Origin of the sequence: Mesobacillus boroniphilus JCM 21738, from assembly GCF_000517385.1 — a bacterium.
GTDB classification, from domain to species: Bacteria; Bacillota; Bacilli; order Bacillales; family Cytobacillaceae; genus Mesobacillus; species Mesobacillus boroniphilus.
Map to the genome: position 1 here is coordinate 30,033 of NZ_BAUW01000009.1, position 25,938 is coordinate 55,970.

Sequence of the window (25,938 nt, forward strand, 5' to 3'; positions counted from 1 at the left end):
ATCAGGGAGAAGGTTTCAAATATTCCAAAAATTTACTTAAAATTTATTGAACGATCGACATTAAAAATGCTTTTCCAATGGCTCCGTACTCTGTGTGTAGCCATTTCTTCCGTAAAACTCGATGCTCGTATCGCTAGGCCAGACTATGATGAACTCGTACTTCTCTTCTTCAGCCCATTCATTGACACGTGACAGCAACTTGCTCCCAGTCCCTTTTCCCCTATATTCAGGAACGGTATATACATTTGTCATATAGGCAAACGGATTTGTGACCCTGCCTGGACGCGGGACCTTATGGATCAATTCTATGTAAATATGAGAAACTATTTCCCCGTTGTTCTCGGCAATCCAGACAAACCACTGGCCGCTATCCATCGCAGATTCGAGAAACCCTCTGCATTCATCCTCAAACGGTCTATACTCCACACCTTCTCCCATTTCGGGGTAGTCTTCGAGCGTAAAGTCCCATCTCATTTTTATTAATTGATCAATATCCCCTTGGTTGGCTAATCTAATTTTCATATTCCCCTCCGTTGATATAAAAGATGTTCGCTGCTTTTAGGTGAAATTCTGCTGCCACTTATCTGCTTTCTTTTCTCATTTTCCCCAAAAAATAACTCAAACCAAAAGGAAGCAAAGGAACGAGAGCCAATAGCCTAAATTCATTCTCCGCTCCCAGAAAATAAAGGGACGGAAGGGTAACGGCCATTCCACTCATAAGTAGAAGTTTCCAGGATTTATTTATCAAGCCCCAAATAAACAGGAAGCCTGACGCCACAATCAATAACCAAAATATTGTCCCTGCCATGCTTAATCCTCCTAAAATATTATGGTTTTTTCTGTAGTCGGTTCTTCATTCACACCAGAATTCCTTTGTATAAAAGATTGATTGTGCCAATCTTCTGCTACTAATCTCTTTTCAGCACAAATCCACTTCAAAGCCAGCACCATAGTTATTTTTCCAGCAGCCACAGACCACCAATGTTAACACCTGTGAATTCCTCCATATTACCTTGTTCATCTTTTAGCAATAATGCTCCTTTGGCGAACAGCAAATACCAATCAAACGAGTAGCCCTGGATCGAATAAGTTTCGATCTCCGTCTTCAACTCGTCATATATCACCACTTGAGAGACTTTCACACATTCAATGCTAAAACAATTGTATTCTGTATGATCACTGATATGATTTAGAAACGATTGTTGATGCTTCGGTACGGCAGCTCCCAAAAAAATCAAAAGAATAATAATGATACTGATTAAGTATGAAAAATTAAACTGATGCTCAACAAGCATGATCCATAAAGCAACTGCTGAAAAAAAGCTAATCCATAAAAGCCAGCCAATGTCGAAAAACATATTTGCAAGGAATGAATTGATAGCAAGGAAGATCAAATAACGAATAACATTGGCGATTGGACGGGCTTTTATCTCCTCTTCTACTTCTTGCTCCAGTCCAACTGTCTTTTTACTGATAAATAGATGATAAGTTGAGTATAAAATGGCTATGGCCATACCTATGAAAGAAATCATTAAAGAACCTTTATCCATATAAGTCACCCTAACAGAAAAATTTCAACATCCTACAAACTCAATTTGAACCAACTGCCATGCCGTCGGTTTCCCCGATTGTGTTCAAGCTTTCTTGTCCCTCGAAATAATAGTCAAGGTGAAGCTTTGCATCGTAAATATTATTGTATATATGAAAAATTGCCCTTCGTTTTCCTATTTCTATTACTTGCTCCAGTAGCTTCTCCTTAGTTTCGACGGGCATTTGATTGGCAACATGGGTATCATATCAGTCCCACCATAAGATCAACTTCATAGTTTCTCTCATTTCTTCAACTAAACCATTGATGCTTCCTGAGCCCTGTTCCACGATATCAGGACAGAATTTATAAATTTCTGTTGCAAATACTCTTAGGGCTTTTCCTTCGGGAAAAACTTCAAAGTTCGCTTCTACCCAATCGTAATCTGCGCCAATAATGATAAATGGATAACGTCTATACCATTCCTTAAGTTTAGAAATAACCCTTTCATTACTAATGTCGTAGTTATCCCCATTCGTCTGCTGGACCCTAATGATATCAAACTGGTCTGACCCAGGAATGATGCCGATTTTTTGATGATCAGAATCACATATAAAAGCCAGGTAGTTTATTGACTTAAGTTCCTCTTTTAATTTCAAAACCAATCGATCCGCTTCTTCCTGTTTGACTTCCACATATATCCCCGCAATATCAGCTGGTTTTTCAGTATATAAATCCATTTTGTAAAAAGGGTGAATTTTACCATTTATACTTCTTTTGACCATTGCCAGTGCCTCTTGTGAAATTCCGCTTTGTTCTACTTCAAACTCGATTTCCTTACTCTTGCCAAAGCCAAATAGCTTTTTCCACTTCATTTCGCATCACCTGCAGTTTTAGTTAATCAGTTCATAATAAGGAATGACTAGATCGGCTTTCTCTACTGGCCGGAGGTTTTCCATGTAGTAGCCCTCCGCTTTCCAGTATCTGTTCCTGAACCTTGCGATTTTCTGCTGGGTTTGATAGCTTTCCCGTGCGAACCTTATATCTCTCGGACAGTCTATAAAGACGGTAAAATCCAAGTATGGTCTCCATTCCTTTCTCTGGAGAAAAACCCCTTCAACAATAAAGACATCTTTTCCGTTCAACTGCAGCTTTTGATAAACATGTTCATCCAACTTATGATCATAAAACGGGAGTTCAATTTCATTTGAATGGACCAAGTTACCAAGCAAGGATTTACTTAACCACTCTACATCCCACTGCAAGAAATAATACTCCTGCCATTCCTCGTGGCCGGTATTGTACCTTTTTGACCGTCCAACTATGTGGTCGTCCAAGTGAAAGACCATATTTTCAATCTGTTTTTCAGAAAGCACGGAAGCAAATTTCTTCACAAAAGTTGTTTTCCCTGACCTGCTCAGGCCATCTATACCTAAAATAATCTGTTTATTTTGACGAACTGCCGATACGATTTTTGTCATTAATATATCTACCGCATCCATGATCGTAACCTCACATTTCAAAGTTGAAAAATACCTATACTTATTCGCTAAGTCGACACGCATTTCCTTTTTAAGGAAAAATAATACCACCTATTCAAGGCGGCATTATTTGTACTGCAGTTTGATATTTATTTTCTCTGCCTCTTCAATGCTTTCTTTTAACCAGATGGGAGCCTTGGGATGGGCAAGAATTTCTGCTGCCGTCATCCAATATACTGCATCAACTTCATCTACACTTTTTGGATATGGTTCGCCGGCGTCAATTTCACAATAAAATACGAGATCAAGTACTTCCCTTCCATCCGGAAGAACAAAAGAAGTATTCCGAACATATTTAACATCATTCTTTATTGTGATGCCCACTTCCTCAAAGAGTTCCCGTTTCAAAGTTCGCTCAAGTAAGTCTTTTGAGAATCCCTCGTTTTCTGCCGTTCCGCCAACAAGCGAAAGAAGCCCTCCGGCATGTTCCTCTTTGGAACTCCTTTCAATAACAAGCCACTTTCCTTCCCTGTAAATAGCGCCTTCAACATTCAAAACAAACATTCGAGATCCCCTTTCCAATTGCTCTATTTTAATTCGGATAACTCATTTGTATCCCTTCTTTAAGCCTAAAGGCCTGTAACTTTTTTCAAAGGTCCCAGGAAGCAATTATTACCAAAAAGTTACACATATTATTTACTATTAAAATTTACTGAAAATTCGATAAATTTACACATGCTTTTCCAACATTACTACTTGTATAATAGTAATACACCTAGAGTTACTGAAGGTCGACCAACAAAAATAGGAGAGTGATCAATTTGTTAGAAAACGTTATTTTCGCAATGGTCATCGGTGGATTTGTTGGACTGACAGCTCATGTGAGAAAACGAGGCAAGATCATCATGCCTAGAAGAACAAAGAAATTCATTTACCTTGGTTTCTTGGAAGAAATCCTCACCGGTTCATTAGCGGCCGCACTATTGGTAGTCTCTTCAGAAGCTGATTCACTGCTTAGAGTTTTTTTGATGTCCATCATGGCGGGTTTCGGGGGTGATGCCTTACTAAGAGGACTTGAATTATTTCGAATAGGAAGCAGTAGCCAGGGCGGGGAGGATATTGGCAAATGAAAAAACCAACACCTCAGCCTAAGAGAAAGAAGTTTGCTAACGCCATTGGTCAAGCAGCTTCCAGAGTGCTTGTTTTTTTTTGATAAAAAAGAAGTTGGGAAACTTTTAAGCCTACCCCTTTCCCCCTAAACATCACCTTTCATTAATATAAATCCCTTTTTAAACCAAAATCGGAATATTGATTTTCAGTTCAGGTGTATCTTTCAAAGGATTAAAGCTTCCTGGATACTCTTCCAGATGCTCTAATTCACTCTGCTTTAATGAATAGCCATTCTGTTTGATCCAAGCATACAATCCTGTATAAGCTTCCTGCACTGCTTTTCCCTTATACTCTGTACTGGCAAAAGCATAGGCCGAAACCGTAATAAGCTCCATTTTCTCAGGTATAACCGTCGTATCTTCAACTTCTAAAGCCAGATAATATGTAAAACCATTTTCGTTAATATGATAAGAAAGCCCAATAATGTTCTCTGGATTTACAGCGCTTTTTATTTCATTTTTCCTTTCAAGAAATCCCTTATGAAAGCTTTTGATTTCTCCCTTTGCTGCCTGTTCAAAAGTACCGATCCATTTAACCCCAATAGCCTTAAATGCTTCTTTATTGATGATCTTAGTTACCATTGTCATATCCTCTCCTTTTTTTCGTACATTTTTCTAATCAGCCAGGGAAAAGTAAGACTAAAACATTGAGGAGAAACATGATGGATCTTAAACTTTTCAAGCTAATCAACAGACTTTCTGGCCGCTTTTCACCAGTGGATCAACTAATGATCCTTATTTCGAATCGTGTACGCTATGCTTATCTTTTGATCATAGTATTGATGCTGTTCAAAAACCGGTTTAACAAAAAAATTGCTCTAGAAACGGGGATTGCGGTTACCATCAGCTTTCTTTCCCATTTCTTCATCCATATATTTTATTTTAAACCTCGCCCCTTCATTAGACGACGTGTCGGAATCCTTATTCCGTCAAAAATAGATTCTTCCTTTCCCAGCAAGCATACAATGCTCGCTTTTGCGGCTTCTACCACTGTATTCATGTTTCACCGGACTCTCGGTACGATCATGATGTGGATGTCTGCGCTAACCGGCTTCTCCCGTGTCTGGGTTGGTCACCACTATCCATCAGATATCATCGGAAGCGCTTTTCTTGGTTCACTGACAAGTTTGGTGACACGAATCGTTTCATTTAGTAAATTCGGAAACAAACCTGAAGCCAACTAACGACCTTTTAACTTGATGACGGACACTTTTTCGGGATTTCTTCTCTTTTCTGTCCGTCATGCCCTTGATGACGGACACTTTTCCGGGTTTTCCTCTTATTTCTGTCCGTCATGGCCTTGATGACGGACACTTTTCCGGGATTTCTTCTCTTTTCTGTCCGTCATAGCCTTGATGACGGACTCTTTTTCCTTTCCTTGCTTTCACTGATTTTTGTCCGTCATACCAGTAAACCTCAGCCTAAAGGGTGTAAGCAGCCAACTGCTCTCCCCATGGTGCTATTTCTGTCTCAACAAATCCGGCCCTCGTGTATGTAGCTCTAACCCTTCGTTCTCCTGATTATAGCCAATCATGATCATTGGGATTCCGTTCGTGTTCATTCTGTTAATCTCTTCAACTACTAATTTTACCGCAGCAGTCCCGTAACCTTTACCCTGATGCAGCTCATCGATCATTAATCGATAAATCCAATAATTATTGTCATCAGGGTCAATTCCATACATAGCGAAACCCACCATTGATCTGCGGCATAAATACCACTTGCTGTGAACTGATCAAGAAATTGGACTTCGGAGATGGAATACAAATTAGAAGCGACAAAGTTCATTTGCTCTTCCTTAACCTTTAACTGAATTGCGTCTTCCTAGTTATTTTTTGTAATCGGCTTTAAAGTCAACATCCTAAAATTACTCCTTTTTATCTATAAAAAATAAAAATCTTAACCGATGTTTTTGGTATTTACGTCCGCTTGTTTACGAGGCAACCTTTGATAAATACTCCCTCATTTTCTGCTCATATTCCATTGGATATGGATAACCCAAATTCTCCCCGATTTCTTGTGCCAGGCGGCTAAAAAGATTACAATCCCCATTTTTCGCTCTGTCTATTTCTATGCCTAATCCCCAATTTCCCGTTTTTCTACACTCAATCGCTCAACTTCTTTTTCCAAAAAATCAAGTCGTCGATGAATCCGGTAAATGATCGGTAAGTATGCAATAATGACAATGATGAACCACCCCATTTTTTCCCCCTTAACCTTGCTGAATTTTGAGTCCTAGAACTTAATCTAAATAATTAATTCGTTTTTCTGTGCAGATATCCTTTAAATAATATGAATCTCAGGCTGACTGGCAAGGATTATTTGAGTTTGCATTCATTGTTTGCTACAGTTAAATTAAGGATACTTAAACCTATCTAGATGTTGTTAAATAAATTGAGTAAATAGCCGGGGAGTGTACAAAAAAATGGAATCAACTTTTAACCAAAGAGATGAAGTGACCGATTTCATCCAATCCAACAGGGAACTTTTTGAACAACACTTGTTATCAGAAGCGGTGAATGTCGCTTCGAAGATTAATGAGATTCTCCAAAAAGGGAATATTGACCTTTTAAAAAACGCTGAAATCTTAATTGTTTACATAGTGGAGCAGCAAGAAGAGAATCTGGTTGCTTTTGCTGAACAAGAAGGGATTGCCTGGGCAGAACATTCGTTAACTGTTGCTTTCAAGCTGGAATGGATTCAGGCGATCCGCAGAACTTTGTGGCATTTCCTAAACAAATATGATCAAATGTATAACCGATTTTCTGACCGCGAGGAATTCTTCAAACTTGAAAAAAAGATCAATGACCGAGTTGACCAATTCCTGAATACCTTCTTCCTGACTTATACGAAGTACAAAGATGAGCTGCTTAACTCGCAGAGAAAATTGGTTGAACACTTATCGGTCCCAATTATCCCAGTCAGCGGTTCCGTTGCCGTACTTCCTCTAATCGGCATGATGGATGACTACAGAATGCAGATTATCGAAGAGAAGGTCCTGATGGATATTTCAAAACTAAAGGTCCAAACATTGATTATGGATCTTTCGGGAATTGCAGACATGGAAATGGACGTCATCTCCCATTTCCAAAAAGTTTTGAGCGGCGTTTCGATGATGGGTTCAAACGCCGTCATTACCGGAATGCGTCCTGAGCTTGTAAGAAAAATGATTCATGCAGGAATCACTTTTAAGGCAGAAACCAAAGGTACGTTACAGCAAACACTGAGGTCCTATTTGGATAAAGAAGTTACGAAATAATTTAGCAAAAGCCCCTAGTCTAATTCTAGGGGCTTTCCTCCCGGCTTTAACATGAGCTTGCTCATTAATATCCCGAATGATTTTACCGTACTTATATTTGCAAAATTTCGCGGATATCTTCCTCTGTCAAGGAAGCTGAGCTTTTTTCTTCAATAATTTCTTCGATCACATTCCGCTTTTTATCCTGCAGATCGTTCATCTTCTCTTCAATTGTCCCGCTGGCAATCAATTTAATAACCTGGACTTTATTTTTCTGTCCCATTCGGTGGGCTCGGTCTGCGGCCTGCTCCTCTACGGCCGGATTCCACCATAAATCGTAAAGGATGACTGTGTCTGCTCCTGTTAAGTTTAAGCCGGTGCCCCCTGCTTTCAGGGAAATCAGGAAAAAGTCCCGTTCTCCGGCGTTAAACTTTTCGCAGGTTTCTACTCGATCCTGAGGAGGTGTTTGTCCGTCCAGGTAGAAGAATGGAATCCCCTCGTATGCTAAGTCCCTGCCGATCAAGTCGAGCATTTTCGTGAACTGTGAAAATATAAGTACCCTTCTTCCGGCAAACCTGGACTCCTCGATTATTTGTTTCAACTGTTCAAATTTAGCCGATGTTCCCTTATATCCATCCACAAACAAGGCGGGATGGCAGCATATTTGCCTTAATCGCGTCAGGCCAGCAAGGATTTTGATCCGGTTTTTCCTTATCGTATTCTTATCCAGCTGCTTTAAGGTTTGATGGCGAAGCTTTGCCAGGTATGCCGCATAAAGCTTTTTCTGTTCAGGCAGCAGTTCAACTCTATCGATTGATTCAATTTTCTCTGGCAGTTCCCCAAGCACTTCTTCCTTTACCCGTCGCAGTAAAAATGGCCGAATCCTGCGGGCAATCGTCTTGCTTGTCAGGTTGCTGTATTCCTTCAACCCTTGGAATAACTCAGGAAATACCACCCGGAAAATAGACCATAATTCCTCGATCGAGTTTTCAATCGGCGTACCGGTCAACGCGAACCGGTGATCTGCCTGTATGTTCATCACTGCTTTTGCCGTTTGAGTCAACGGATTTTTGAACGCCTGTGCTTCATCGAAAAAGACAGTATGAAAATTATTTTTTTCGTATAGGTGAATATCCCTCCGCAGGAGAATGTAGGAAGTAATAACAACATCAATACCCGAAACATCCTTTAACAGCTTGGAACGCTCCTCTTTATTGCCATCGATGATTACTGCCTGAATTTCAGGAGTGAATTTCAAAAATTCACTGAGCCAGTTATATACCAGGGATGATGGACAAACAATCAGGACGGATTGATTTCTCTTCCTTACATGTGATAGTTCTGAAGCAATATAGGTGATACTTTGAAGTGTTTTACCAAGACCCATATCATCTGCCAGGATTCCGCCAAATCCGTAACTTGCAAGAGTTTTCATCCATTGGAAACCATGTTTCTGGTATTCATGTAAAATTGGCTCCAATTTATCAGGGACATCGAACTTAACTTTTCCGGGGGTGCTGATTTCATCCATAAAATCACGAAAAGAATCCTCTAATTGCAGTATGGATCCATCCTCGAATGATTCTAGCATTTGCATACCACGAACAATCGGGATATTTAACCCTTTTTCCAAATCTTCATCCTGGATTGGCCCTGCCTTCAAGAAACGCTGGATTTCTTCCCATTCCCTCGTTTCCAGAGACATCAATGCCCCGTTGCTTAAACGATAATATTTCCGTTTTTCCTCAAGAGCTTCAAGGATTTCCCTGATATGTTTTTCAGGAATCCCATCCATTTCAAATTTGAATTCAAGCCAGTTTGTCCGCTCTTTTTTCACCTTGACACGTATTTGCGGCCGGGCCGGCTCCCTGAAAATCCGATTCCTAACGGCTGTTGTAGCGTATATATGAACAAGCTTTTGCAGCTTTGGCATGACATGATACAGAAATTCATATTCAAGCTCTTCATTATACAAAAAATAACCGCCATCCGTTTTCGCGAAAGAACCTTCATCCAGCAACTCAAGGATTTGGTCCTCCTTGGCCATGTCCCTGATTAACAGCGAATTCACTTTCGGTTCCCTCTCCTCGAGCGGATTGAAAAGAATTTTTCCATATTGGAATTCGATTCCTGCCAGTAATCGGTTATTCACCCGATCAAGATACAGCATTGCAATCAACGGCTCAGTTAGAAATTGCTTTGTTATGTCGCCATCTATTTGGACTTTCCCAATATGGCGCAGGCCTGGTACCACTTTTTCCACAAAGAAGCCCATCTGGTCCTGTAAAATCGGTATGCTATCTGTTTTTGATTGCGCAAGCATATTTCTCAGTTCAAATAATCTGCTGCAATCCTCGGTGCTGAGCTGGATCAACTGGGTTTTCAACCAAACGAGGTCATATTTATGAAGAACAATCAGATCGGAGATTCCAGCAATTTTTAACGTATAATCTTTCTCAGTGAGCTTTTCAAAATTGAACAAAAGCGGAAGCCTTTTTTTCGAAACAGAAAACCTCCCGGTAACCTCGCCAGCCTCAATTAATTTAACATCCGTAGCCTTTTCCAGCAGCGGCACTAACAGATGCCAAAAAGATGGCGGAATTATCAATATGGAGTAGTCATTCTCATCTTTCAACGATAACTCTGAGTCCTGGACGATTTCGATAAGCTTTTTGATGATAGAGTCGATATCGTTTTGAAAACAATGAAGCTTTGGGTTATAGGTGAACAAGTCAGAAAGCAATGCAGTCTCCCGGTTCGCCACACTCTTCAGAAATCCCGAAATATCCTCGATTATGATTGGACCAATGCTCATCGAGACACCCAGCATCATTTGCTGATCACTTGCTTCAACCGTTTTGATATTGAACTGGGTATTCAGTACCTTTCTGTTTTCAAAATGGAGCTGATGGCCGCTTGTCCTTCGAGGTTCTTCACTGAAAATGTTCAGCACTCCTTCTGCGAGCCCATTTCCAGGCCAATCATTATTTTTTATCGCATTTGATGCCCCCTGCTTTTGCTCATCCAAAATAGCGAGCAATACTGCGGCCACATGCTGGCACTCATGTTTGACAGACGCAAGCTTTGGACATTTGCACTCAGTTGTGAAACGGCCGTCCCCATTACTGGTGACAGTGACATGAAATACATCTGTCCCTGTCACAGTTGCAATCACCCGTTGCTCATTGAAGTCAGTAAACTCAACTTTTCCCGCACGGTAAAACGCATCCCCACGCTTGAAGGAAACAGTTCCGCATATATCTTTGATGACTTTTTGATTTAGTTTTATATCCATGCTCTGCTCCCTCCTCGAAGATGCATTAATCAATATTTATTAGTGTAGACTTTATCTGCTCATTTGTTAAGCAGGAATGCAAAGAGCATGGAGAATTCTCCATGCTCTTTAAAAAAGGAATGCAAGCTATTCATCATTAGATTCTACATAATTTTTAAGTACTGATAGTTTTTTATCCCAATATACCTCGAAAAACGAAAGCCATTCCTGCAATTCCTGAAGCGGTTCTGGCTGTAATGTATATCGAGTTTCACGTCCAATTCTTTTACTCGATACCAGACCTGCTTCAGATAACACAAATAAGTGCTTATTAATGGCCGTCCTGGTGATCGGAAATTCTTCGGTTATGGATGCAACCGGCATCTCCTTGTCTGCGAGCAGCTTCAGGATTTTTCGTCTATTTGGATCCGCGACTGCCTGGAACACATCATGTCTCGCTGCAGTAGATGGCATGTTAACCCTCGATGTAGGATGGAAGTGCTTCGTTAATGATTTTATCCCAGCCATTATCCATGATTCCCTGGATAACAGTATGAGGCTGACCAAATTCCGTAACCTTATCAGGATCCCAACCTGAGTGAATTAAGGTGAACTCTGTCTTCCCTTCCAGCTCCTTCAGTTCAAACACAAGGTGCCATTCCTTCCCCCAATCAAAGCCGAGACGATTCGGTGGATCCAATTCTGTCACTTTGCATGGTGAGTCACCAAATGGACCTGCGTGGAGAATGAATTCCTTACCAACTTCGGCTTCAAATGTATTTGGCATCCACCAGGCTTCAATTCCTTCTGATGTTGCGACTGCTTTCCATACTTTTTCAATAGGAAGGCGCATTTAAAGCGATAGTTTTACGAATTTCTCTTTGTGTATCCATATTTTTAGCCTCCATTATCTAATAACACTATTTGGTGTCACTTTATAAATTTATAACACCTTTTAGTGTCATGTTAACAAAATGAACCAGGCACAAAGTATAGTACCTGGTCCACTTTTAAATTAAATCTCAATAATAATCGGCAAAATCATCGGCCTTCTTCTTGTCTTTTGGAAGATGTGCTGACCAACTGCTTTTTTGATGCCCTGCTTAATGACATTCCAGCGATGGACATTGTCTTCTTGAAGTTCCGTTACTGTTTTCGTCACGAGATTGTTTACATTTTTCATCAAGTCCTCCGAGTTTTTCACAAAGACAAACCCACGGGATATAGTATCCGGTCCTGAAATGATTTTTCTTTCGGCTTTGCTTAATGTCAGGACAATGACCAGCATTCCATCCTCGGATAACAGCTTCCTGTCCCTGAGCACGATTTCACCGACATCCCCGACACTTACACCATCAACATACGTATCACCCGCTGGGACATTGCGGGTCTGGCGCGCTTCTCCATTTTCAATGTCAACAATATCGCCATTTTTAACGATGAATGTATTCCTTTTTTCTACACCAACGGATTCTGCCAGCAAGCGGTGGTGATGCAGCATCCTGTACTCCCCGTGAATCGGGATGAAATACTTCGGCTTCATCAAGGTCAGCATCAACTTAAGGTCTTCCTGGTAGCCGTGGCCGGAAACATGCATGCCAGTTGAGTTTCCTAGTCCGTATATCACTTTCGCGCCAAGCATGAACAAGTTGTCGATTATTTTTGAGACATCCTTTTCGTTCCCAGGGATCGGGGACGCTGCCATTATCACCGTATCTCCCGGGTAAACCGAAACATCACGGAAATTCCCGGTGGAGAGCCTGGCAAGAGCTGCCATTGGTTCCCCCTGGCTTCCTGTACATAAAATCGCTACTTTATCAGGTTCAAGCTGATCGGCAGCTTTTGGTTCGATCAGCATGCCTTCCGGAACATTTAAGTAACCTCTTTCAATTGCGACGTCTACAACATTCACCATGCTCCTGCCAAGCAGTGCAAGCTTCCTGTTTGTCTTGATCGCTGCTTCGACAACCTGCTGGAGCCTGTTCACATTCGAGGCAAAGGTAGAAACAAAGATTTTCCCATCTGCTCTCATGAATGCTTCTTCCAAATGGCTCTCCACCATCCGCTCCGAAGGCGTCAGACCAGGCCGTTCGGCATTGGTACTCTCTGATAATAAAACCGTAACTCCTTCAGTCCCGATTCTAGCCATCTTATGAATTTCCGATTGCTCATCATTTGCGGGAGTAAGGTCGAATTTGAAATCTCCTGTATGGACAACATTCCCTTCTGGAGTGTAGATAACAACACCCAGGCAATCAGGTATGCTATGGCTAACTTTGAAGAAAGAAAGCTTGACCTTGCCAAAATCAAATTCTGAATCCGAGTTGATTTTTTTCAGTTCAGTGCCTCTTAAAAGCTTGTGCTCACTTAGCTTCAACTCGATTAATCCAAGTGTGAAATTCGTAGCATAAACAGGCGCTTTCAGCTTCTTGAAGAAGTATGGCACCCCGCCAATATGATCTTCGTGGCCATGGGTCAAAATCAGACCGCGAATTTTTTCTCTGTTCTCCTCCAAGTAGGTCATTTCAGGAATGATCAAATCGATTCCCAGCAAACTCTCATCTGGGAACTTCCCGCCACAGTCAATCACAAAAATATCGTCCTCATATTGGACAACATACATGTTTTTTCCGATTTCATTGATGCCGCCCAAGGCGAATATTGATAAAGTCACGTCAAATCCTCCTAATCCGTAATCGATTTTGTTAGTATTGCCAATTGTTTTTCCGATTATTTAGGCTTGAAGAGGAATAACCCATACTTTCGATACCCTTTAATGAGTTGCAAATCCGTTTTATTGGCGGAGTTACAATTGTATTGGCGAAATCCAAATGTTTATTCGTAAATTAGAAATTTTATTCGCAAAACCTATAAGTTTATTCGCAAAAAAATGATTTTATTCGCAAAATCTATATATTTATTCGCAAAAAAATGATTTTATTCGCAAACTGGAAAAAAAGCGAGGTTTTTTCCAGTTCTTTTTCGTCAAAAGAATGACCAACTCGCTCAATAGCGAATTGGCCGTCTTTACTTATTTTTCAATCCATGTATACATATACTGGTCGTCTTCAATAGCTTTTGCTTTCTTCACTGTCTTCAAGGGACGGAATGTATCGATCATGACGGCAAGCTCCGGCGTTTCTTTTTTGCCGATGCTTGCTTCTGTCTTGCCTGGGTGTGGTCCGTGCGGGATTCCGCTTGGATGCAATGTGATCGAGCCTTCCTTGATTCCCTTGCGGCTCATGAAATTGCCTTCTACATAATACAGCAGTTCATCACTGTTGACGTTGCTGTGGTAATATGGCGCCGGGATCGCTTCAGGATGGTAATCGTAAAGCCTTGGGACGAAGGAACATACAACATAATTATGGCCTTCGAACGTCTGATGGACTGGCGGCGGCTGATGGATTCGGCCAGTGATTGGCTCAAAGTCCTCGATATTGAATGCCCATGGATACAAATATCCATCCCAGCCGACAACATCAAGAGGATGGTGGTTCAGCACATGACGGTGCAGATAGCCGCGCGTCTTCGTGATCACTTCATGCTCCCCTTTTTCAGAGAAGGTTTCCAACGTTTCCGGCCCGCGGATATCACGTTCACAGAATGGGCTGTGCTCGAGCAGCTGCCCATATTCATTTCGATATCGTCTTGGAGTAGTAATCTGGCTGAACGATTCAACAATCAATGCCTTTGTCGGCTTGGAACCGTCTGTAACAACCCTGTACATCGTGCCGATTGGAATCACGACATAATCACCAGGACGATAGTTTATAGTTCCAAACATTGTTTCTACCTTGCCGGATCCATGATGGAAAAAGAACATCTCGTCTCCATCGCCATTTCGGTAAAATAGCTTCATCGGCTCGGTAATATTCGCAAATCCAATCAAAAGATCGTCATTGCCAAGGATATATTCCCTTCCACTTAACGCGTCCCCAGTTTGCGTGATCTGGTCAGTCAGGAAGTGCCGATGGTTCAGTGAACCCTGTTCCTCATATTCAGGCAGGTAGCTGCCGATCAATTCGCTTTTCACTACCTCTGTTGGCATATGGTGGTGATAAAGAATAGACTGTGTGCCAGAAAAACCTTTTGTTCCCATTACCTGCTCCCTGAACAGCGAACCATCTTCCTTTTTAAAAATGGTATGGCGTTTCTTCGGGATTTCTCCCAGCTGGCGGTAGTACATGAAAACACCTTCTTTCTACTCTTCTATAATTTTGTTTTTCAGGACACCAAGTCCTGTAATCTCAAGTTCTACTTCATCACCCGGCTCAAGCCAGCGATGGACATCGGTGCCAAGTTCTAGGATACAGCCTGTTCCGACTGTTCCTGAGCCGATCACTTCACCAGGATACAGAGTCGTACCCGTTGATGCACGCTCAATCATTTCACCGAATGAATAATATATGTCCTTCATATTTCCCTTAGACAGCTCCTTGCCGTTGACACGGGCAACCATTTCAAGGTCATAGCCTTTCCCCGCTTTGAGGTATTCCAGCTCATCTTTAGTGACCAGATGCGGACCGATTGAAGTAGCGAAATCTTTCCCCTTCGCCGGACCAAGTCCGACCTTCATTTCCTGTCGCTGCAGGTCGCGGGCACTCCAGTCATTCATGATAAAAAAGCCAAAAATATGCTGTTCGGCATCCTCCGCCTTGATATTCCGGCCTTCCTTGCCGATGACACAGGCGATTTCCAGTTCGTAATCCATCCATTCACAGGCTTGGGGCCGGTTGATTTCTTCCTCGGGACCCCTGATGGCAAGGTGATTGGTAAAATAAAAAACCGGAATCTCATACCATTCAGGAATCATTTCAAGGCCTCGGTTTTCCCGTGCTGTTTTTACATGCTGCTCGAAAGCGTAAAAATCACGGACACTCTTCGGATTCGGCAGCGGCGATTTTAAGTTGACTTCTTCCAAGGTATATGAACCATTGCCAGTTTCAATCAGACCTTTATTTTCCTCGATATACCCCCTGAATACTTCGTGGTTTTCGATGAATGCAAGCATATTGTCCGGCAATATGCCGTTTGATGCTTCGTGCATATCGACAGCCTGACTCTTTGAATTAATCCAGCCCGCACGGATTGAACCGTCTTTTTTCATAAATGTAATGAATCTCATATCATCACCTATTTCCTTTGCAGCTCAAAGGTTTTTGCCAGCGGCAGCGTGTACGTCGCTCCTGCCAGCCTGCCTACCGGATTCAATTTTTCCGAATTGATGCGCCCGCTTTCATAAAGTTCATCCGCTACATGTACATGAACGACCTTGCCGATGACAAGGCTGCCTGCTCCCGCTTCTTCTCCGCCAAAGTGAAGGACCTGATCAAGAACACATTCAAGGTGGACCTTAGACTCCTTGACCCGTGACGGCTTAACCGCCACACTATCGGCCTTGTTCAGGCCAGAAGCCTCGAATTCATCGACATCGGATCCGAATTCAGTAGCGCAGTCATTCATCTGCTGGACGAACTCCTCACTGACAATATTGATGATAAATTCCTTTGTGCCTTCAATATTTTTCAGAGTATCCTTTTTTGCGCCATCTGTCCCTCTTCTCATTGGCGAAAAGCAGATCATCATGGGATTCGCGCTGATGACTGTAAAGAAACTGAATGGAGCCAAATTGGCGTTCCCGTTTTCATCCTGGCTGGAGACAAAGGCGATTGGCCGCGGCAGGACAGAGCCTTGCAAAAGCTTATAGGCGTCTCTCCATTCAAGCGTATTAGTTTTGATTTCCATGTCTTACACCGCCCTTTCGTGAAAAAGCTGGCTGACGATTTGCAGAATGAATTCATGATCTTCATGGGTGCCGAGTGTGATTCGGAATGCTTCCTTGTAACCTGGAAGCGGCATCTCTCTAACCAGGACACCATTTTCCGTCAGTTTCTGGATTACCGGTCTATTAGAAAAAGCAAATAAGAAGTTGGATTGTGATGGAAAACTATCAATCTCCAACTCTTTTAACTTCGCACTCAGGAAGTCTCTTTCTGCACTATTTTTAGCTGAGCAGTCCTGGACGAAAGCCTGGTCTTTCAGTGCAGCCACCGCTGCTGCCTGTGCAAGCTGGTTGACATTGAATACATCCCTGACTTTGTGGAGTTCCCTCGCAATTTCCTCATGCATGATGCCGTAGCCAACACGCAGGCTTGCAAGCCCATAGATTTTTGAAAAAGTCCTCAGGATGACAATGTTTTGATATTGATCAAGCAACGACATCGTATCAAGGTATTCCTCCGAATCTGCATATTCAAAATAAGCTTCATCCATGATGATCAGGACGTTTGGAGGCACATTGGCGATAAACGAAAGCAATTCCTGTTTGGCGACGATCGTCCCAGTCGGATTGTTCGGATTGCAGACGAATACCATTTTAGTTTTTTCGTTGATGGCTTCCTGCATTTTTTTGAGATCATGCCTGCCGTCAACCATCGGAACCGTGACAGCTCTGCCGCCCTCGATTAGTACATTCGTTTTATAGCGAGGGAAAGTTACCTCCGCCATGACCGCTTCATCATTTTTATCGATATATGCCCGTGTAAGCAGGCGAATGATTTCTTCTGAACCGTTCGAAACAAGAAAATGCTTCTGGTCTAATTGATAATGTGAAGACAGTTTCTCTACGATCCCTGTTGTCATTCCGTCCGGATAGAATGACAGATTAGCGGAAGCCTGCATGATTGCTTCTCTGACCTTTGATGATGTGCCATAGACGTTCTCATTATCCGAAAGCTTCCTTACTGTTGTGATTCCATACTGTTCCTTGATTTCCTCAATCGTCTGGCCGAGGGCATATGGTGTGATTCCTTCAAGTTCTGCTCTTGCTTTAATATTCATGTTCATCCCCCATTTTTTCTGCCGCCGTTTATAACGAAAAGGGAGCGAATCGCCCCCTTCTGTCCCGGCTATTAAAGGTTGCCGCGTCTTTCCTGTTCACGCTCGATTGATTCGAATAGAGCCTTGAAGTTTCCTTCACCGAAACCCCTTGCGCCCTTACGCTGGATGATTTCAATGAAAAGCGTAGGACGGTCTACGATTGGCTTCGTGAAGATTTGCAGCAAATAGCCTTCATCATCACGGTCTACTAGAATGCTAAGTTCTTTTAACTTATCAATCTCTTCGTCAATTTCGCCAACACGCTCTGAAAGCATTTCATAGTATGAATCAGGTGTGCTCAGGAATTCCACTCCATTCTCACGGAGTTGTGCTACTGTGCTGACAATATCCTCTGTCAAAATCGCAAGGTGCTGGACGCCTGGTCCGTTGTAGAATTCAAGGTATTCCTGGATCTGTGATTTGCGTTTTCCTTCTGCCGGCTCGTTGATCGGGAACTTGATTCGGCCGCCATTGTGCATTACTTTGGACATCAATGCTGAATACTCAGTCACGATATCCTTATCAGTGAAGTGCTTCATTTCCTTGAAGCCCATGACATTCGCATAATAGTTAACCCATTCTTCCATTCTCTCAACATTGCCGACAACATGGTCGATGCCAATGAAACCTGCGTCATTCACAGGAACAGTCGTTTCGTGCTCAACAAATCCCGGCATGAAAAGGCCTTTATAATTTTTTCTTTCAACCAGTGTATGGATTGTATCTCCATATGTACCGATGACGGCCTTCTTTAAAGTACCTTGCTGATCAGAAACCTCATGCGGCGGCTGGATTTCGATTGCGCCTCGCTTAACCGCTCCCACGTATGCCTTCTCGACATCATCGACTGCCAGCGCGATATCCTTGACACCATCGCCATGAGTCTTGACAAACTGTGCTACACGAGATGAATCGTTGTATGTGCCAGTCACAACAAGTCGGATCTTGCGCTGCTGAAGCACATAGGATGCCGTTTCGCGATTGCCAGTTTCAAGACCTGAATATGCTACTACCTTAAAGCCAAAAGCAGTCTGGAAAAAGTGAGACGCTTGCTTGGCATTTCCTACATAAAGCTCTAAATAGTCAACATCCTGAACCGGGAAAAAATCCTCAGTGCTTTGCCCCGATACCATAACTTTCTCTTGCATTGTAAAACCTCCTGAAAGAATATTTATAATATTTAAAATTATTTTATAGTAATTATCACTGCCCTCTCAAGAGCGCGATGTAAAGCTATAATGCTTTTGCGTGGTACAGTATGAACCCTAAATACAAGTTACATCAATTCCAACAGCATCATTTTCGGATTCTCGATCAACTGTGCGAAACGGTTTGTAAAAGCAACAGCCGTTGCACCGTCTGCAACTCTGTGGTCAAACGCCATTGAAAGATTCATGATTGACCGGATGGCAATTTCATCTTGATCCGTCACAACAGGCCGTTTCTTTGTTTTATGGAAGGAAACAAGCGCTGTCTGCGGATGCTGGATGATTGGTGTAGCGCCAATGCTGCCGCCCAGAGGACCGACATTGCTGATAGTAAATGTACCGCCCGAGATATCCTTAACTGTAAGCTTGTCATCCAGGGCAAGCTTTGTCAGACGCTTCATCTCATCATGAATTTGCTTAAGGTTCTTCTGCTCAACATTCCTGATAACCGGGACAATTAAGCCTTCTGGAGTGTCCACGGCAATTCCGATATGATGTTTGCGCAACAACTGGATGCTTTCATTTTCTTCATCGAGCTTCGCATTAAAGACCGGAAATTCCTTTAAAGCAATGGATAGAACTTTAATGAAAAAGGCCGTCGCAGATATAGAGCTTCCGGAACCCTTGATTTCTTCTCGTAAAGCGATCAATTCGCTAACATCTATTTCCTCAAAGTGGGTGCAGTGAGGGATCGTATACATGGATTGGACCATCTTTTTCGCAATCTGCTTGCGGCGGCCGCGGAATGGCATTATATCCGGATTGCTGAGCGTTTTCTCGGTCGGAGCCCTTCCTTCAGAACCCACTTCTGAAACTTTCGGAGCCCTCGGTTCGGAAGCAGGTTGTGAAACATTCGGAACCTCTTGTTCGGAACCTGCTTGCGAAACTCTCGGAACATGCTGTTCGAAACCTGCTTCCGAATTGCTCGCAACCCCAAAATCTCTTAATTTAACAAAAGCCATTATGTCTTCTTCGATAATCCGGCCTGCTGGTCCAGTTCCCTTGACTTCCATAATGTTTACGCCGTTTTCCCTGGCAACTTTCCGCGTATAGGGAGATGCCAGGATCTGCCAAGTCGCGCGCTTACACCTATAGGCACCTTGAATTCAGCGGGTCTGTCCAATACAGCTACTGCAGCTTCTGCAGGTTCGGATTCTGTTTTTACAGCATCAGCGGCCATCTGGGACTCGCTAGTTTGAACTCCACCGGAACGATCCTCCATGATCAGCAGGGTAGTCCCTACCTTTACCGTTTGCCCCGAGGTTAACAATAGTTCTTTAATTACACCTGAACAGGGAGCGGGAATCTCCGCGGTCATCTTGTCTGTCTGGACTTCAACCAATGGATCATCAGCCTTGACGAAATCCCCTGGTTTCACCAGGTAACAATTGATGTCCGCTTCGGTCATGCCTTCCCCAATGTCGTGGAGCTTTACTTCAACCATCGGCACGCCTCCTAAAACTTCATTACTTTTTCGATTGCAGCTGCGACTCTTTTCGGGGTCGGCAGATAATGATCTTCAAACCCAAAGTACGGCACAGGCGTATCATAGCCTGTAACTCTTTCGGCCGGAGCCTTTTGATAAAGGAATGCCTCATCATTGATCAGTGAAATCAAATCACTGCCAGTGCCTCCCGTTGCATGTGCTTCATGGACAATCACCGTTCGTCCGGTATTCTGGACTGACTCTATGACAAGTTCTTTGTCAATCGGATAAAGTGTCCTTAAATCAAGGACCTCACACTGGACACCCTTTTGTTTCATATCTTCAGCAGCCTTCATCGCTACCGGAACCATCGCGCCCCAGGCAATAACCGTCACATCATCGCCTTCAGTCAATTTATTTCCTTTTCCTATTTCAACTGTATACTTCCCTTCCGGAACCTCAACGCGTGAGGAACGATAACTTCTCATTGGCTCTAAGAAGAGGACAGGATCTGGATCTTCAATTGCAGCAATCATCAGCCTTTTGCGTCATAGGCATTCGAAGGACAGACTACCTTCATTCCCGGCATATGGGTAAAAAGTGATTCCGTGCTGTCACAATGAATCTCAGGTGCGCGGACACCGGCCCCATAAGGAGCCCGAATCACCATCGGTACAGTAAAATGGCCAAGAGTCCTCATCCGGAGTCTCGAAGCATGGGTCATGATTTGTTCATAGGCAGGATAAATAAAGCCAAGGAACTGAATTTCCACAACAGGCCGGAATCCATTAACTGCCATACCGATCGCTGCCCCTACAAAACCTGCTTCACTTAAAGGGGTGTCAATGACGCGATCCTCTCCATACTTTTCCTGAAGGCCATCAGTTGCCCGAAAAACCCCGCCATTTTTTCCGATATCCTCACCAAGGAGGATGACTTCCTTGCTTTCACCGAGCATCGTATCAAGGCCATCGGTAATCGCCTGGACAAGCGTCAATGTCTTTGTCTGTATCGCCGTATTCATCACGCCTCACATCCAATCAGCTCAAGGTATTCCCGCTTTTGCTTCTCAATTGTCCATGTAGGCTTTTCGAAAACATAATCAAAGATCACTGCCGGGTCAGCTTTAGGGAACTTTTCCATTTCCTGTACAGCACCATCAACTTCAGCAGCTGCTTGCTCTTCTATTTCCTTCATCCATGCTTCATCATAAAGCCCTTCGTTTTTCAGCCAGCGTTCCAGCCTTAGCAAAGGGTCTGTTTCCATTCGCTTGAGCGCACTTTCACCCTGGTCACGATATTTTGAAGCATCATCAGCAGTTGTATGTGATCCATACCGCCACGTCAACGCTTCAATCAATGTGGGACCTTCGCCATTGCGGGCTCGCTCAAGTGCTTTTTCCGTTTCAGCAAAAACGGCAAAGATATCGTTGCCGTCAATCCTTACACCCGGAATATCATAAGCAAGCGCTTTTTGAGCAATGGTTGCAGAATTCATCTGTTTGCTGATTGGGACTGAAATTGCATATTGATTATTCTGGCAAAAATATACGACCGGAGATTTGAAGACACTTGCAAAGTTCAATCCTTCATGGAAATCGCCTTCCGAAGTCGCTCCATCACCGAAATAGCAAATAGCCGCATTCTTTGTTCCTTTTTGTTTTTCAGCAAAAGCTGCACCCGCTGCGTGTGGAATCTGGGTTGCAATCGGGATGGCTGGCGGGAAGATCTTTTTCCCATCCGGCGGAACACAGCCTTCATTTCGCCCATTCCAGAACAGCAAAATATTTCTCAGAGAGTGGCCAAACACCATGGCAGCGCCGTGATCTCGGTATGTCGGGAACATCCAATCATCACTTTGCAGCGCTAGAGCGGTTCCAACCTGGGAAGCTTCCTGCCCTTCAAATGGCGCGTACGTCCCGATCCGACCCTGGCGCTGAAGACTGATAGACTTCCTGTCCAGTGTCCGGATTCTCACCATTTCCGAATAAAACTTCTTCACTCGCTCTGCGGTCACTAAATCCTTATGTTCTTCGGAAACAATGTTTCCGTTTTGGTCCATCACTTGAAAAATCGGAAAATGCTTTTCCATCGGCTCACCCTTTATTAAAAGTCTATGATTCCATTACATTCTCACTGACCATTTTGGACGCTTCATATGAGAAAAGAAGCTATTGCGTCTTGTTCTGGCTTCAATCCGTTTTTCACAAAATTCATTCGCAGCTTCAACAGTGGTGATTCCTTCACGCTCTGCCTGCTTATAAATATTCAAAAGAGAATTATAGATAGCCTTCGTCTTCTTCAAGACACGTTCCTTGTTTGGTGAGTACAGCTCATCTGCCACCTGGATCAACCCTCCAGCATTGACGATGTAATCAGGTGCATAAAGGATTCCCTTTTCCTGAAGGACGTGACCGTGACGTTCTTCCTTGAGCTGATTGTTCGCAGAACCAACGACTGCTTTTACCTGGAGTTGTGGAATTGTGTCATCGTTAATGATGCCGCCCATTGCACATGGGATGAAAATGTCCGCGGGCTGGGAATAAATTTCGTCGCTTTTTACGACCTTGATTCCCGCTCCCATTTCCTCAGCTTTCATGACAATCTGGTCGATTGCTTTTTGATTGATATCAGTTACATACAGGTCTGCACCATTTTCGAGAAGATACTCTGCTACCTTGTAGCCAACCTTGCCTAGTCCCTGGATCGCATAAGATTTTCCGAACAAATCATCCGTATCCCAAACCGCTTTACTTGTTGCCTGCAATCCAAAGATGACACCCTGAGCGGTTGGTACTGAAGAATCACCGCTTCCGCCATATACTTCATCTACACCAACGATGCAATTCGTTTCTTTTAATGCATGGACAAAGTCTTCTGGATCTGTCCCCATGTCTGTTCCTGTATAGAATCGCCCCTGGATCGACTCAACAAATTGGCCGAATGCCCTGAACAGTTCAGGACTCTTATCTGTTGTAGGATCACCAATGATAACTGCCTTTCCTCCACCGAAATCCACATCAGCCGCAGCGCATTTATACGTCATGCCTTTTGAAAGCCGCAGTACATCTTCAAGTGCATCGTCCACTGATTTATAAGGATACATACGGCAACCGCCCAATGCTGGCCCTAACCGTGTACTATGAATCGCAATTATCGCCTTTAATCCAGTTGCTTCATCATTACAAAATACTACCTGCTCGTGCTCACGAATTTGTTCAAACATATCCATTATTCTTTCCTCCTTTATTCCGTTAAACCATGTTAGCGCTTACATTTTGCGCAATTTTTAGCTGCCTGTGAGTAATTCAGTTATCTTTTCTTTAGGAAGGACCACTTGCTTTACTTCTCCCACTCCTATAAGGCGACCATTGCTTTCAGCTCTTACATTAGTAAGAATGGTATTGGCTCGAAGGCCTGTGACAGTTGCAGTTACGGTAACCTCGGCCCCTTCGGTACATGGAGCTATGTGTTTAACTGTTGCCGCGCCGCCCATCCCTTCTTCATGATCCTCTAAGAAGGGAACGATAATTTGCCTCGATACCCACTCCATGTGATACACCATCGATACAGTGGAGTATACTGGATGGACGACTTTTCCCTCAAAGCGGGCAAACATATCTGGTGTAACAATGAAACCGATAGAGGCCGTTCGCCCAGCAATCAAACCATCTAGCATCATATCCCACCTTTCCAAGTTACAAATATGTATAACGTTTATTTAACGTTATCATAACATTTCGTTAAATAAATGGTCAATAAATTGTAAGAAATTTTGGTATTTTCTTAAAAATAATTTTGATATAATAATTAACTCATCCAGGAACCTATTTTCTCTTTCTATACAAAACAATTTATATTTCCGTTCTCACAATGATAAATCTCTTTCTTTCTACAACAAAACAACCAGCTACTTCTGCTGGTTGTTTTTTGTTTAGCTTAATAAAGCCCGGTCGCTTGCCATTTTTGTTCCGCGGATTCGCTGGAATTCGTTGAGCAAGTCTTCGATTGTCAGCTTTGCTTTTTGTTCTTCATTTACTTCCAGGATGATCTGGCCATTGTCCATCATGATCAGCCTGTTGCCGAGGTCAAGCGCCTGCTGCATGTTGTGCGTTACCATCAGCGTAGTAAGATGGTATTTGTCGACGATTTCCCTAGTTAATTGGTAATCAACTCGGCACGTGCAGGATCGAGTGCCGCGGTATGCTCATCCAATAATAGGATCGATGGTTCCGTGAATGTCGCCATCAGCAGTGATAATGCCTGACGTTCTCCTCCTGATAACAGTCCAACCTTCGCATTCAGTCGATTTTCAAGACCGAGGTTCAGTGCCTCAAGCACCTCCTGGAAAAGCTCACGGCGTTTCTTCGTGACGCCTATACGAAGGGAGCGACGCTTGTTCCTTGAATAAGCAATCGCAAGGTTTTCTTCAATTGTCATACTCGGTGCTGTGCCAGCCATTGGATCCTGGAAGACACGACCAATCATTTTGGAGCGGTTGTATTCAGTCATGTAGGTTACATCCCTACCGGCCAGCTCCACCTGCCCATGGTCCGGAAGCAATACGCCGGAAATAATGTTCATTAACGTTGACTTTCCGGCACCGTTACTGCCAATCACTGTGACAAAGTCACCCTTATCCAGTGTGAGATTAATATTATCCAGGGCGATTTTTTCATCTGAAGTGCCCTCATTGAAGACTCTATGAATCTGATTTAAGTGCAGCACCAGCCTCACCCTTTCCCTCAGAAGGAACAGCTACCATCTGCATGTTTTCAAGCTGTCTTTTTACCTTCCGTTTTTTCTCTTTGTAGCTTTCGATCATTTTTGGAGCTATCAGTGCCAGGATTACGATAATCGCTGTGATCAACTTCATGTCGCCCGGTTCAAGGAATTCTACCCTCAGTGCCAGGGTGACAACGATTCGATAGATGATCGCTCCGCCAATGACCGCAAGTGTTGTTCTTGCAATCGATTTTGTCCCAAACAGTGCTTCACCGATAATGACCGAAGCAAGACCGATGATAATCATCCCGATTCCCATACCTACGTCTGCGAAGCCGCCCTGCTGTGCAATCAATGCTCCTGAAAAAGCTACCATTGCATTCGAAAGGCTAATCCGAGAATGATCATGAGATTCGTATTGGAGGAAAAGCTGCGAATCATCCGCTTGTTATCCCCAGTAGCCCGGATCGCCAATCCGATTTCTGTCTTCAGGAATGCATCTGCAAGGAATTTTATCGCAAAGGTCACAACGATCATGAACAGCAGGATTCCCCATGTGCGTGGCAGGCTGTCTCCAAGTCCGATTGCCGTTAAAATGGCATTGAAGAACCCATCGATTCCCGTCTTATCGAAGAATTCCCGCACCGATGTCATGGCAGTATCTGTGTTCAAAAGGGGAACATTCGATTTGCCCATGATTCTGAGATTAATAGAGTATAAAGCAATCATCATCAGGATCCCTGACAGAAGTGCGTTTACCTTCCCGACTGTATGGATAATCCCTGTTAAACAGCCGGCAATAAATCCGGCAACTAGCGCAACAATTGTAGCAGCGAATGGATTCGCGCCATTTACAATCATTATCGCGGCAACCGCAGCCCCAGTCACGAAGCTGCCGTCAACCGTCAAATCAGGAAAATCAAGTACCCGAAAGGATAAGTATACGCCCAGAGCCATGATCGCATAGATAATGCCAGACTCAAACGCTCCAAATATTGAAGTAAACAA

The 25,938-nt window shown here is 43.2% G+C and carries 24 protein-coding genes and 6 pseudogenes; 3 read left to right on the forward strand and 27 right to left on the reverse strand.

Going from position 1 to position 25,938, the window contains the following annotated elements; genetic code table 11:
* Positions 1 to 60 precede the first annotated feature (60 nt).
* The 7 genes from JCM21738_RS04600 to JCM21738_RS04630 form a co-directional block, all read right to left on the reverse strand.
* Positions 61 to 522, reverse strand: coding sequence for a GNAT family N-acetyltransferase (locus JCM21738_RS04600; RefSeq protein ID WP_023614731.1), 462 nt, complete (start codon positions 520 to 522; stop codon positions 61 to 63).
* Between the two features lie 58 nt (positions 523 to 580).
* A complete protein-coding gene (locus tag JCM21738_RS04605) occupies positions 581 to 808 on the reverse strand; it encodes a hypothetical protein (RefSeq protein WP_023614732.1) in 228 nt (75 codons plus the stop codon).
* A 145-nt stretch (positions 809 to 953) separates the two neighbouring features.
* Entirely contained in the window at positions 954 to 1,550 is a 597-nt protein-coding gene (locus tag JCM21738_RS04610) for a hypothetical protein (protein ID WP_023614734.1), read from the reverse strand.
* Between the two features lie 40 nt (positions 1,551 to 1,590).
* Positions 1,591 to 1,773, reverse strand: a complete 183-nt coding sequence (locus JCM21738_RS04615) for a hypothetical protein (RefSeq protein ID WP_035208956.1) — start codon at positions 1,771 to 1,773, stop codon at positions 1,591 to 1,593.
* A gap of 24 nt (positions 1,774 to 1,797) precedes the next feature.
* Complete coding sequence (locus JCM21738_RS04620; protein ID WP_023614736.1) at positions 1,798 to 2,403, reverse strand: DUF4253 domain-containing protein; 606 nt, start codon at positions 2,401 to 2,403, stop codon at positions 1,798 to 1,800.
* An 18-nt stretch (positions 2,404 to 2,421) separates the two neighbouring features.
* Entirely contained in the window at positions 2,422 to 3,030 is a 609-nt protein-coding gene (locus JCM21738_RS04625; protein ID WP_031307860.1) for a kinase, read from the reverse strand.
* A 105-nt stretch (positions 3,031 to 3,135) separates the two neighbouring features.
* Positions 3,136 to 3,573 (reverse strand): NUDIX hydrolase, encoded by a 438-nt coding sequence (locus JCM21738_RS04630; RefSeq protein WP_023614738.1) that lies wholly within the window; start codon positions 3,571 to 3,573, stop codon positions 3,136 to 3,138.
* A 257-nt stretch (positions 3,574 to 3,830) separates the two neighbouring features.
* Between JCM21738_RS04630 and JCM21738_RS04635 the strand changes: the two genes are divergently transcribed.
* The gene (locus JCM21738_RS04635; RefSeq protein WP_023614739.1) at positions 3,831 to 4,139 is read left to right on the forward strand and encodes a DUF4257 domain-containing protein; all 309 of its coding nucleotides are present in this window, start codon (positions 3,831 to 3,833) and stop codon (positions 4,137 to 4,139) included.
* A gap of 159 nt (positions 4,140 to 4,298) precedes the next feature.
* Here the strand turns inward: JCM21738_RS04635 and JCM21738_RS04640 are convergent, their stop codons facing one another.
* The gene (locus JCM21738_RS04640) at positions 4,299 to 4,760 is read right to left on the reverse strand and encodes a GyrI-like domain-containing protein (RefSeq protein ID WP_023614740.1); all 462 of its coding nucleotides are present in this window, start codon (positions 4,758 to 4,760) and stop codon (positions 4,299 to 4,301) included.
* A gap of 80 nt (positions 4,761 to 4,840) precedes the next feature.
* On the opposite strand from JCM21738_RS04640, the gene JCM21738_RS04645 reads away from it, so the two are divergent.
* The gene (locus JCM21738_RS04645) at positions 4,841 to 5,362 is read left to right on the forward strand and encodes an undecaprenyl-diphosphatase (protein WP_023614741.1); all 522 of its coding nucleotides are present in this window, start codon (positions 4,841 to 4,843) and stop codon (positions 5,360 to 5,362) included.
* A gap of 237 nt (positions 5,363 to 5,599) precedes the next feature.
* Here JCM21738_RS04645 and JCM21738_RS04650 read toward each other — a convergent pair.
* The 3 genes and pseudogenes from JCM21738_RS04650 to JCM21738_RS26595 all read right to left on the reverse strand — a co-directional run bounded on the left by JCM21738_RS04650 (position 5,600) and on the right by JCM21738_RS26595 (position 6,380).
* Positions 5,600 to 5,966: pseudogene (locus JCM21738_RS04650) on the reverse strand (GNAT family N-acetyltransferase).
* A 145-nt stretch (positions 5,967 to 6,111) separates the two neighbouring features.
* The gene (locus JCM21738_RS27095; protein ID WP_148296057.1) at positions 6,112 to 6,288 is read right to left on the reverse strand and encodes an aminoglycoside 6-adenylyltransferase; all 177 of its coding nucleotides are present in this window, start codon (positions 6,286 to 6,288) and stop codon (positions 6,112 to 6,114) included.
* Positions 6,255 to 6,380 carry a hypothetical protein gene (locus JCM21738_RS26595; protein WP_023614743.1) on the reverse strand — a complete coding sequence of 42 codons (126 nt, stop codon included), beginning with the start codon at positions 6,378 to 6,380 and terminating at the stop codon, positions 6,255 to 6,257. The genes JCM21738_RS27095 and JCM21738_RS26595 overlap by 34 nt, the downstream gene beginning before the upstream one ends.
* A gap of 223 nt (positions 6,381 to 6,603) precedes the next feature.
* Here JCM21738_RS26595 and JCM21738_RS04655 point away from each other — a divergent pair, with 223 nt between their 5' ends.
* Positions 6,604 to 7,437, forward strand: coding sequence for an STAS domain-containing protein (locus tag JCM21738_RS04655; RefSeq protein WP_023614744.1), 834 nt, complete (start codon positions 6,604 to 6,606; stop codon positions 7,435 to 7,437).
* Between the two features lie 91 nt (positions 7,438 to 7,528).
* Here the strand turns inward: JCM21738_RS04655 and JCM21738_RS04660 are convergent, their stop codons facing one another.
* From JCM21738_RS04660 to JCM21738_RS04735, 16 genes and pseudogenes are all read right to left on the reverse strand, one after another.
* Positions 7,529 to 10,711, reverse strand: a complete 3,183-nt coding sequence (locus tag JCM21738_RS04660; RefSeq protein ID WP_023614745.1) for a DEAD/DEAH box helicase — start codon at positions 10,709 to 10,711, stop codon at positions 7,529 to 7,531.
* Between the two features lie 126 nt (positions 10,712 to 10,837).
* A complete protein-coding gene (locus JCM21738_RS04665; protein ID WP_023614746.1) occupies positions 10,838 to 11,164 on the reverse strand; it encodes an ArsR/SmtB family transcription factor in 327 nt (108 codons plus the stop codon).
* 1 nt (position 11,165) lies between these two features.
* Positions 11,166 to 11,583, reverse strand: a pseudogene (locus tag JCM21738_RS04670) (SRPBCC family protein).
* 122 nt (positions 11,584 to 11,705) lie between these two features.
* Positions 11,706 to 13,364: a ribonuclease J gene (locus tag JCM21738_RS04675; RefSeq protein WP_023614748.1), complete on the reverse strand. Its 1,659-nt coding sequence runs from the start codon at positions 13,362 to 13,364 to the stop codon at positions 11,706 to 11,708.
* 357 nt (positions 13,365 to 13,721) lie between these two features.
* Positions 13,722 to 14,879, reverse strand: coding sequence for a homogentisate 1,2-dioxygenase (locus tag JCM21738_RS04680; RefSeq protein ID WP_023614749.1), 1,158 nt, complete (start codon positions 14,877 to 14,879; stop codon positions 13,722 to 13,724).
* Between the two features lie 15 nt (positions 14,880 to 14,894).
* Positions 14,895 to 15,818: a fumarylacetoacetate hydrolase family protein gene (locus JCM21738_RS04685; protein WP_023614750.1), complete on the reverse strand. Its 924-nt coding sequence runs from the start codon at positions 15,816 to 15,818 to the stop codon at positions 14,895 to 14,897.
* Between the two features lie 8 nt (positions 15,819 to 15,826).
* Entirely contained in the window at positions 15,827 to 16,438 is a 612-nt protein-coding gene (locus JCM21738_RS04690; protein WP_023614751.1) for a flavin reductase family protein, read from the reverse strand.
* A gap of 3 nt (positions 16,439 to 16,441) precedes the next feature.
* Entirely contained in the window at positions 16,442 to 17,533 is a 1,092-nt protein-coding gene (gene hisC, locus JCM21738_RS04695; protein ID WP_023614752.1) for a histidinol-phosphate transaminase, read from the reverse strand.
* A 71-nt stretch (positions 17,534 to 17,604) separates the two neighbouring features.
* On the reverse strand, positions 17,605 to 18,720 hold the full coding sequence (hppD, locus tag JCM21738_RS04700; protein WP_023614753.1) for a 4-hydroxyphenylpyruvate dioxygenase: 1,116 nt from the start codon (positions 18,718 to 18,720) through the stop codon (positions 17,605 to 17,607).
* Positions 18,721 to 18,848: 128 nt separating this feature from the next.
* Positions 18,849 to 20,224, reverse strand: a pseudogene (locus tag JCM21738_RS04705) (dihydrolipoamide acetyltransferase family protein).
* An 11-nt stretch (positions 20,225 to 20,235) separates the two neighbouring features.
* Positions 20,236 to 21,230 (reverse strand): annotated as a pseudogene (locus tag JCM21738_RS04710) (alpha-ketoacid dehydrogenase subunit beta).
* The gene (gene pdhA, locus JCM21738_RS04715; protein ID WP_023614756.1) at positions 21,230 to 22,297 is read right to left on the reverse strand and encodes a pyruvate dehydrogenase (acetyl-transferring) E1 component subunit alpha; all 1,068 of its coding nucleotides are present in this window, start codon (positions 22,295 to 22,297) and stop codon (positions 21,230 to 21,232) included. The pseudogene JCM21738_RS04710 and the gene pdhA overlap by 1 nt, the downstream one beginning before the upstream one ends.
* A gap of 33 nt (positions 22,298 to 22,330) precedes the next feature.
* Entirely contained in the window at positions 22,331 to 23,437 is a 1,107-nt protein-coding gene (locus JCM21738_RS04720) for a Leu/Phe/Val dehydrogenase (RefSeq protein ID WP_023614757.1), read from the reverse strand.
* Positions 23,438 to 23,494: 57 nt separating this feature from the next.
* Positions 23,495 to 23,884, reverse strand: coding sequence for a thioesterase family protein (locus tag JCM21738_RS04725; protein WP_023614758.1), 390 nt, complete (start codon positions 23,882 to 23,884; stop codon positions 23,495 to 23,497).
* A gap of 255 nt (positions 23,885 to 24,139) precedes the next feature.
* Positions 24,140 to 24,933 (reverse strand): annotated as a pseudogene (locus JCM21738_RS04730) (ABC transporter ATP-binding protein).
* Positions 24,908 to 25,938: pseudogene (locus JCM21738_RS04735) on the reverse strand (ABC transporter permease). The pseudogenes JCM21738_RS04730 and JCM21738_RS04735 overlap by 26 nt, the downstream one beginning before the upstream one ends.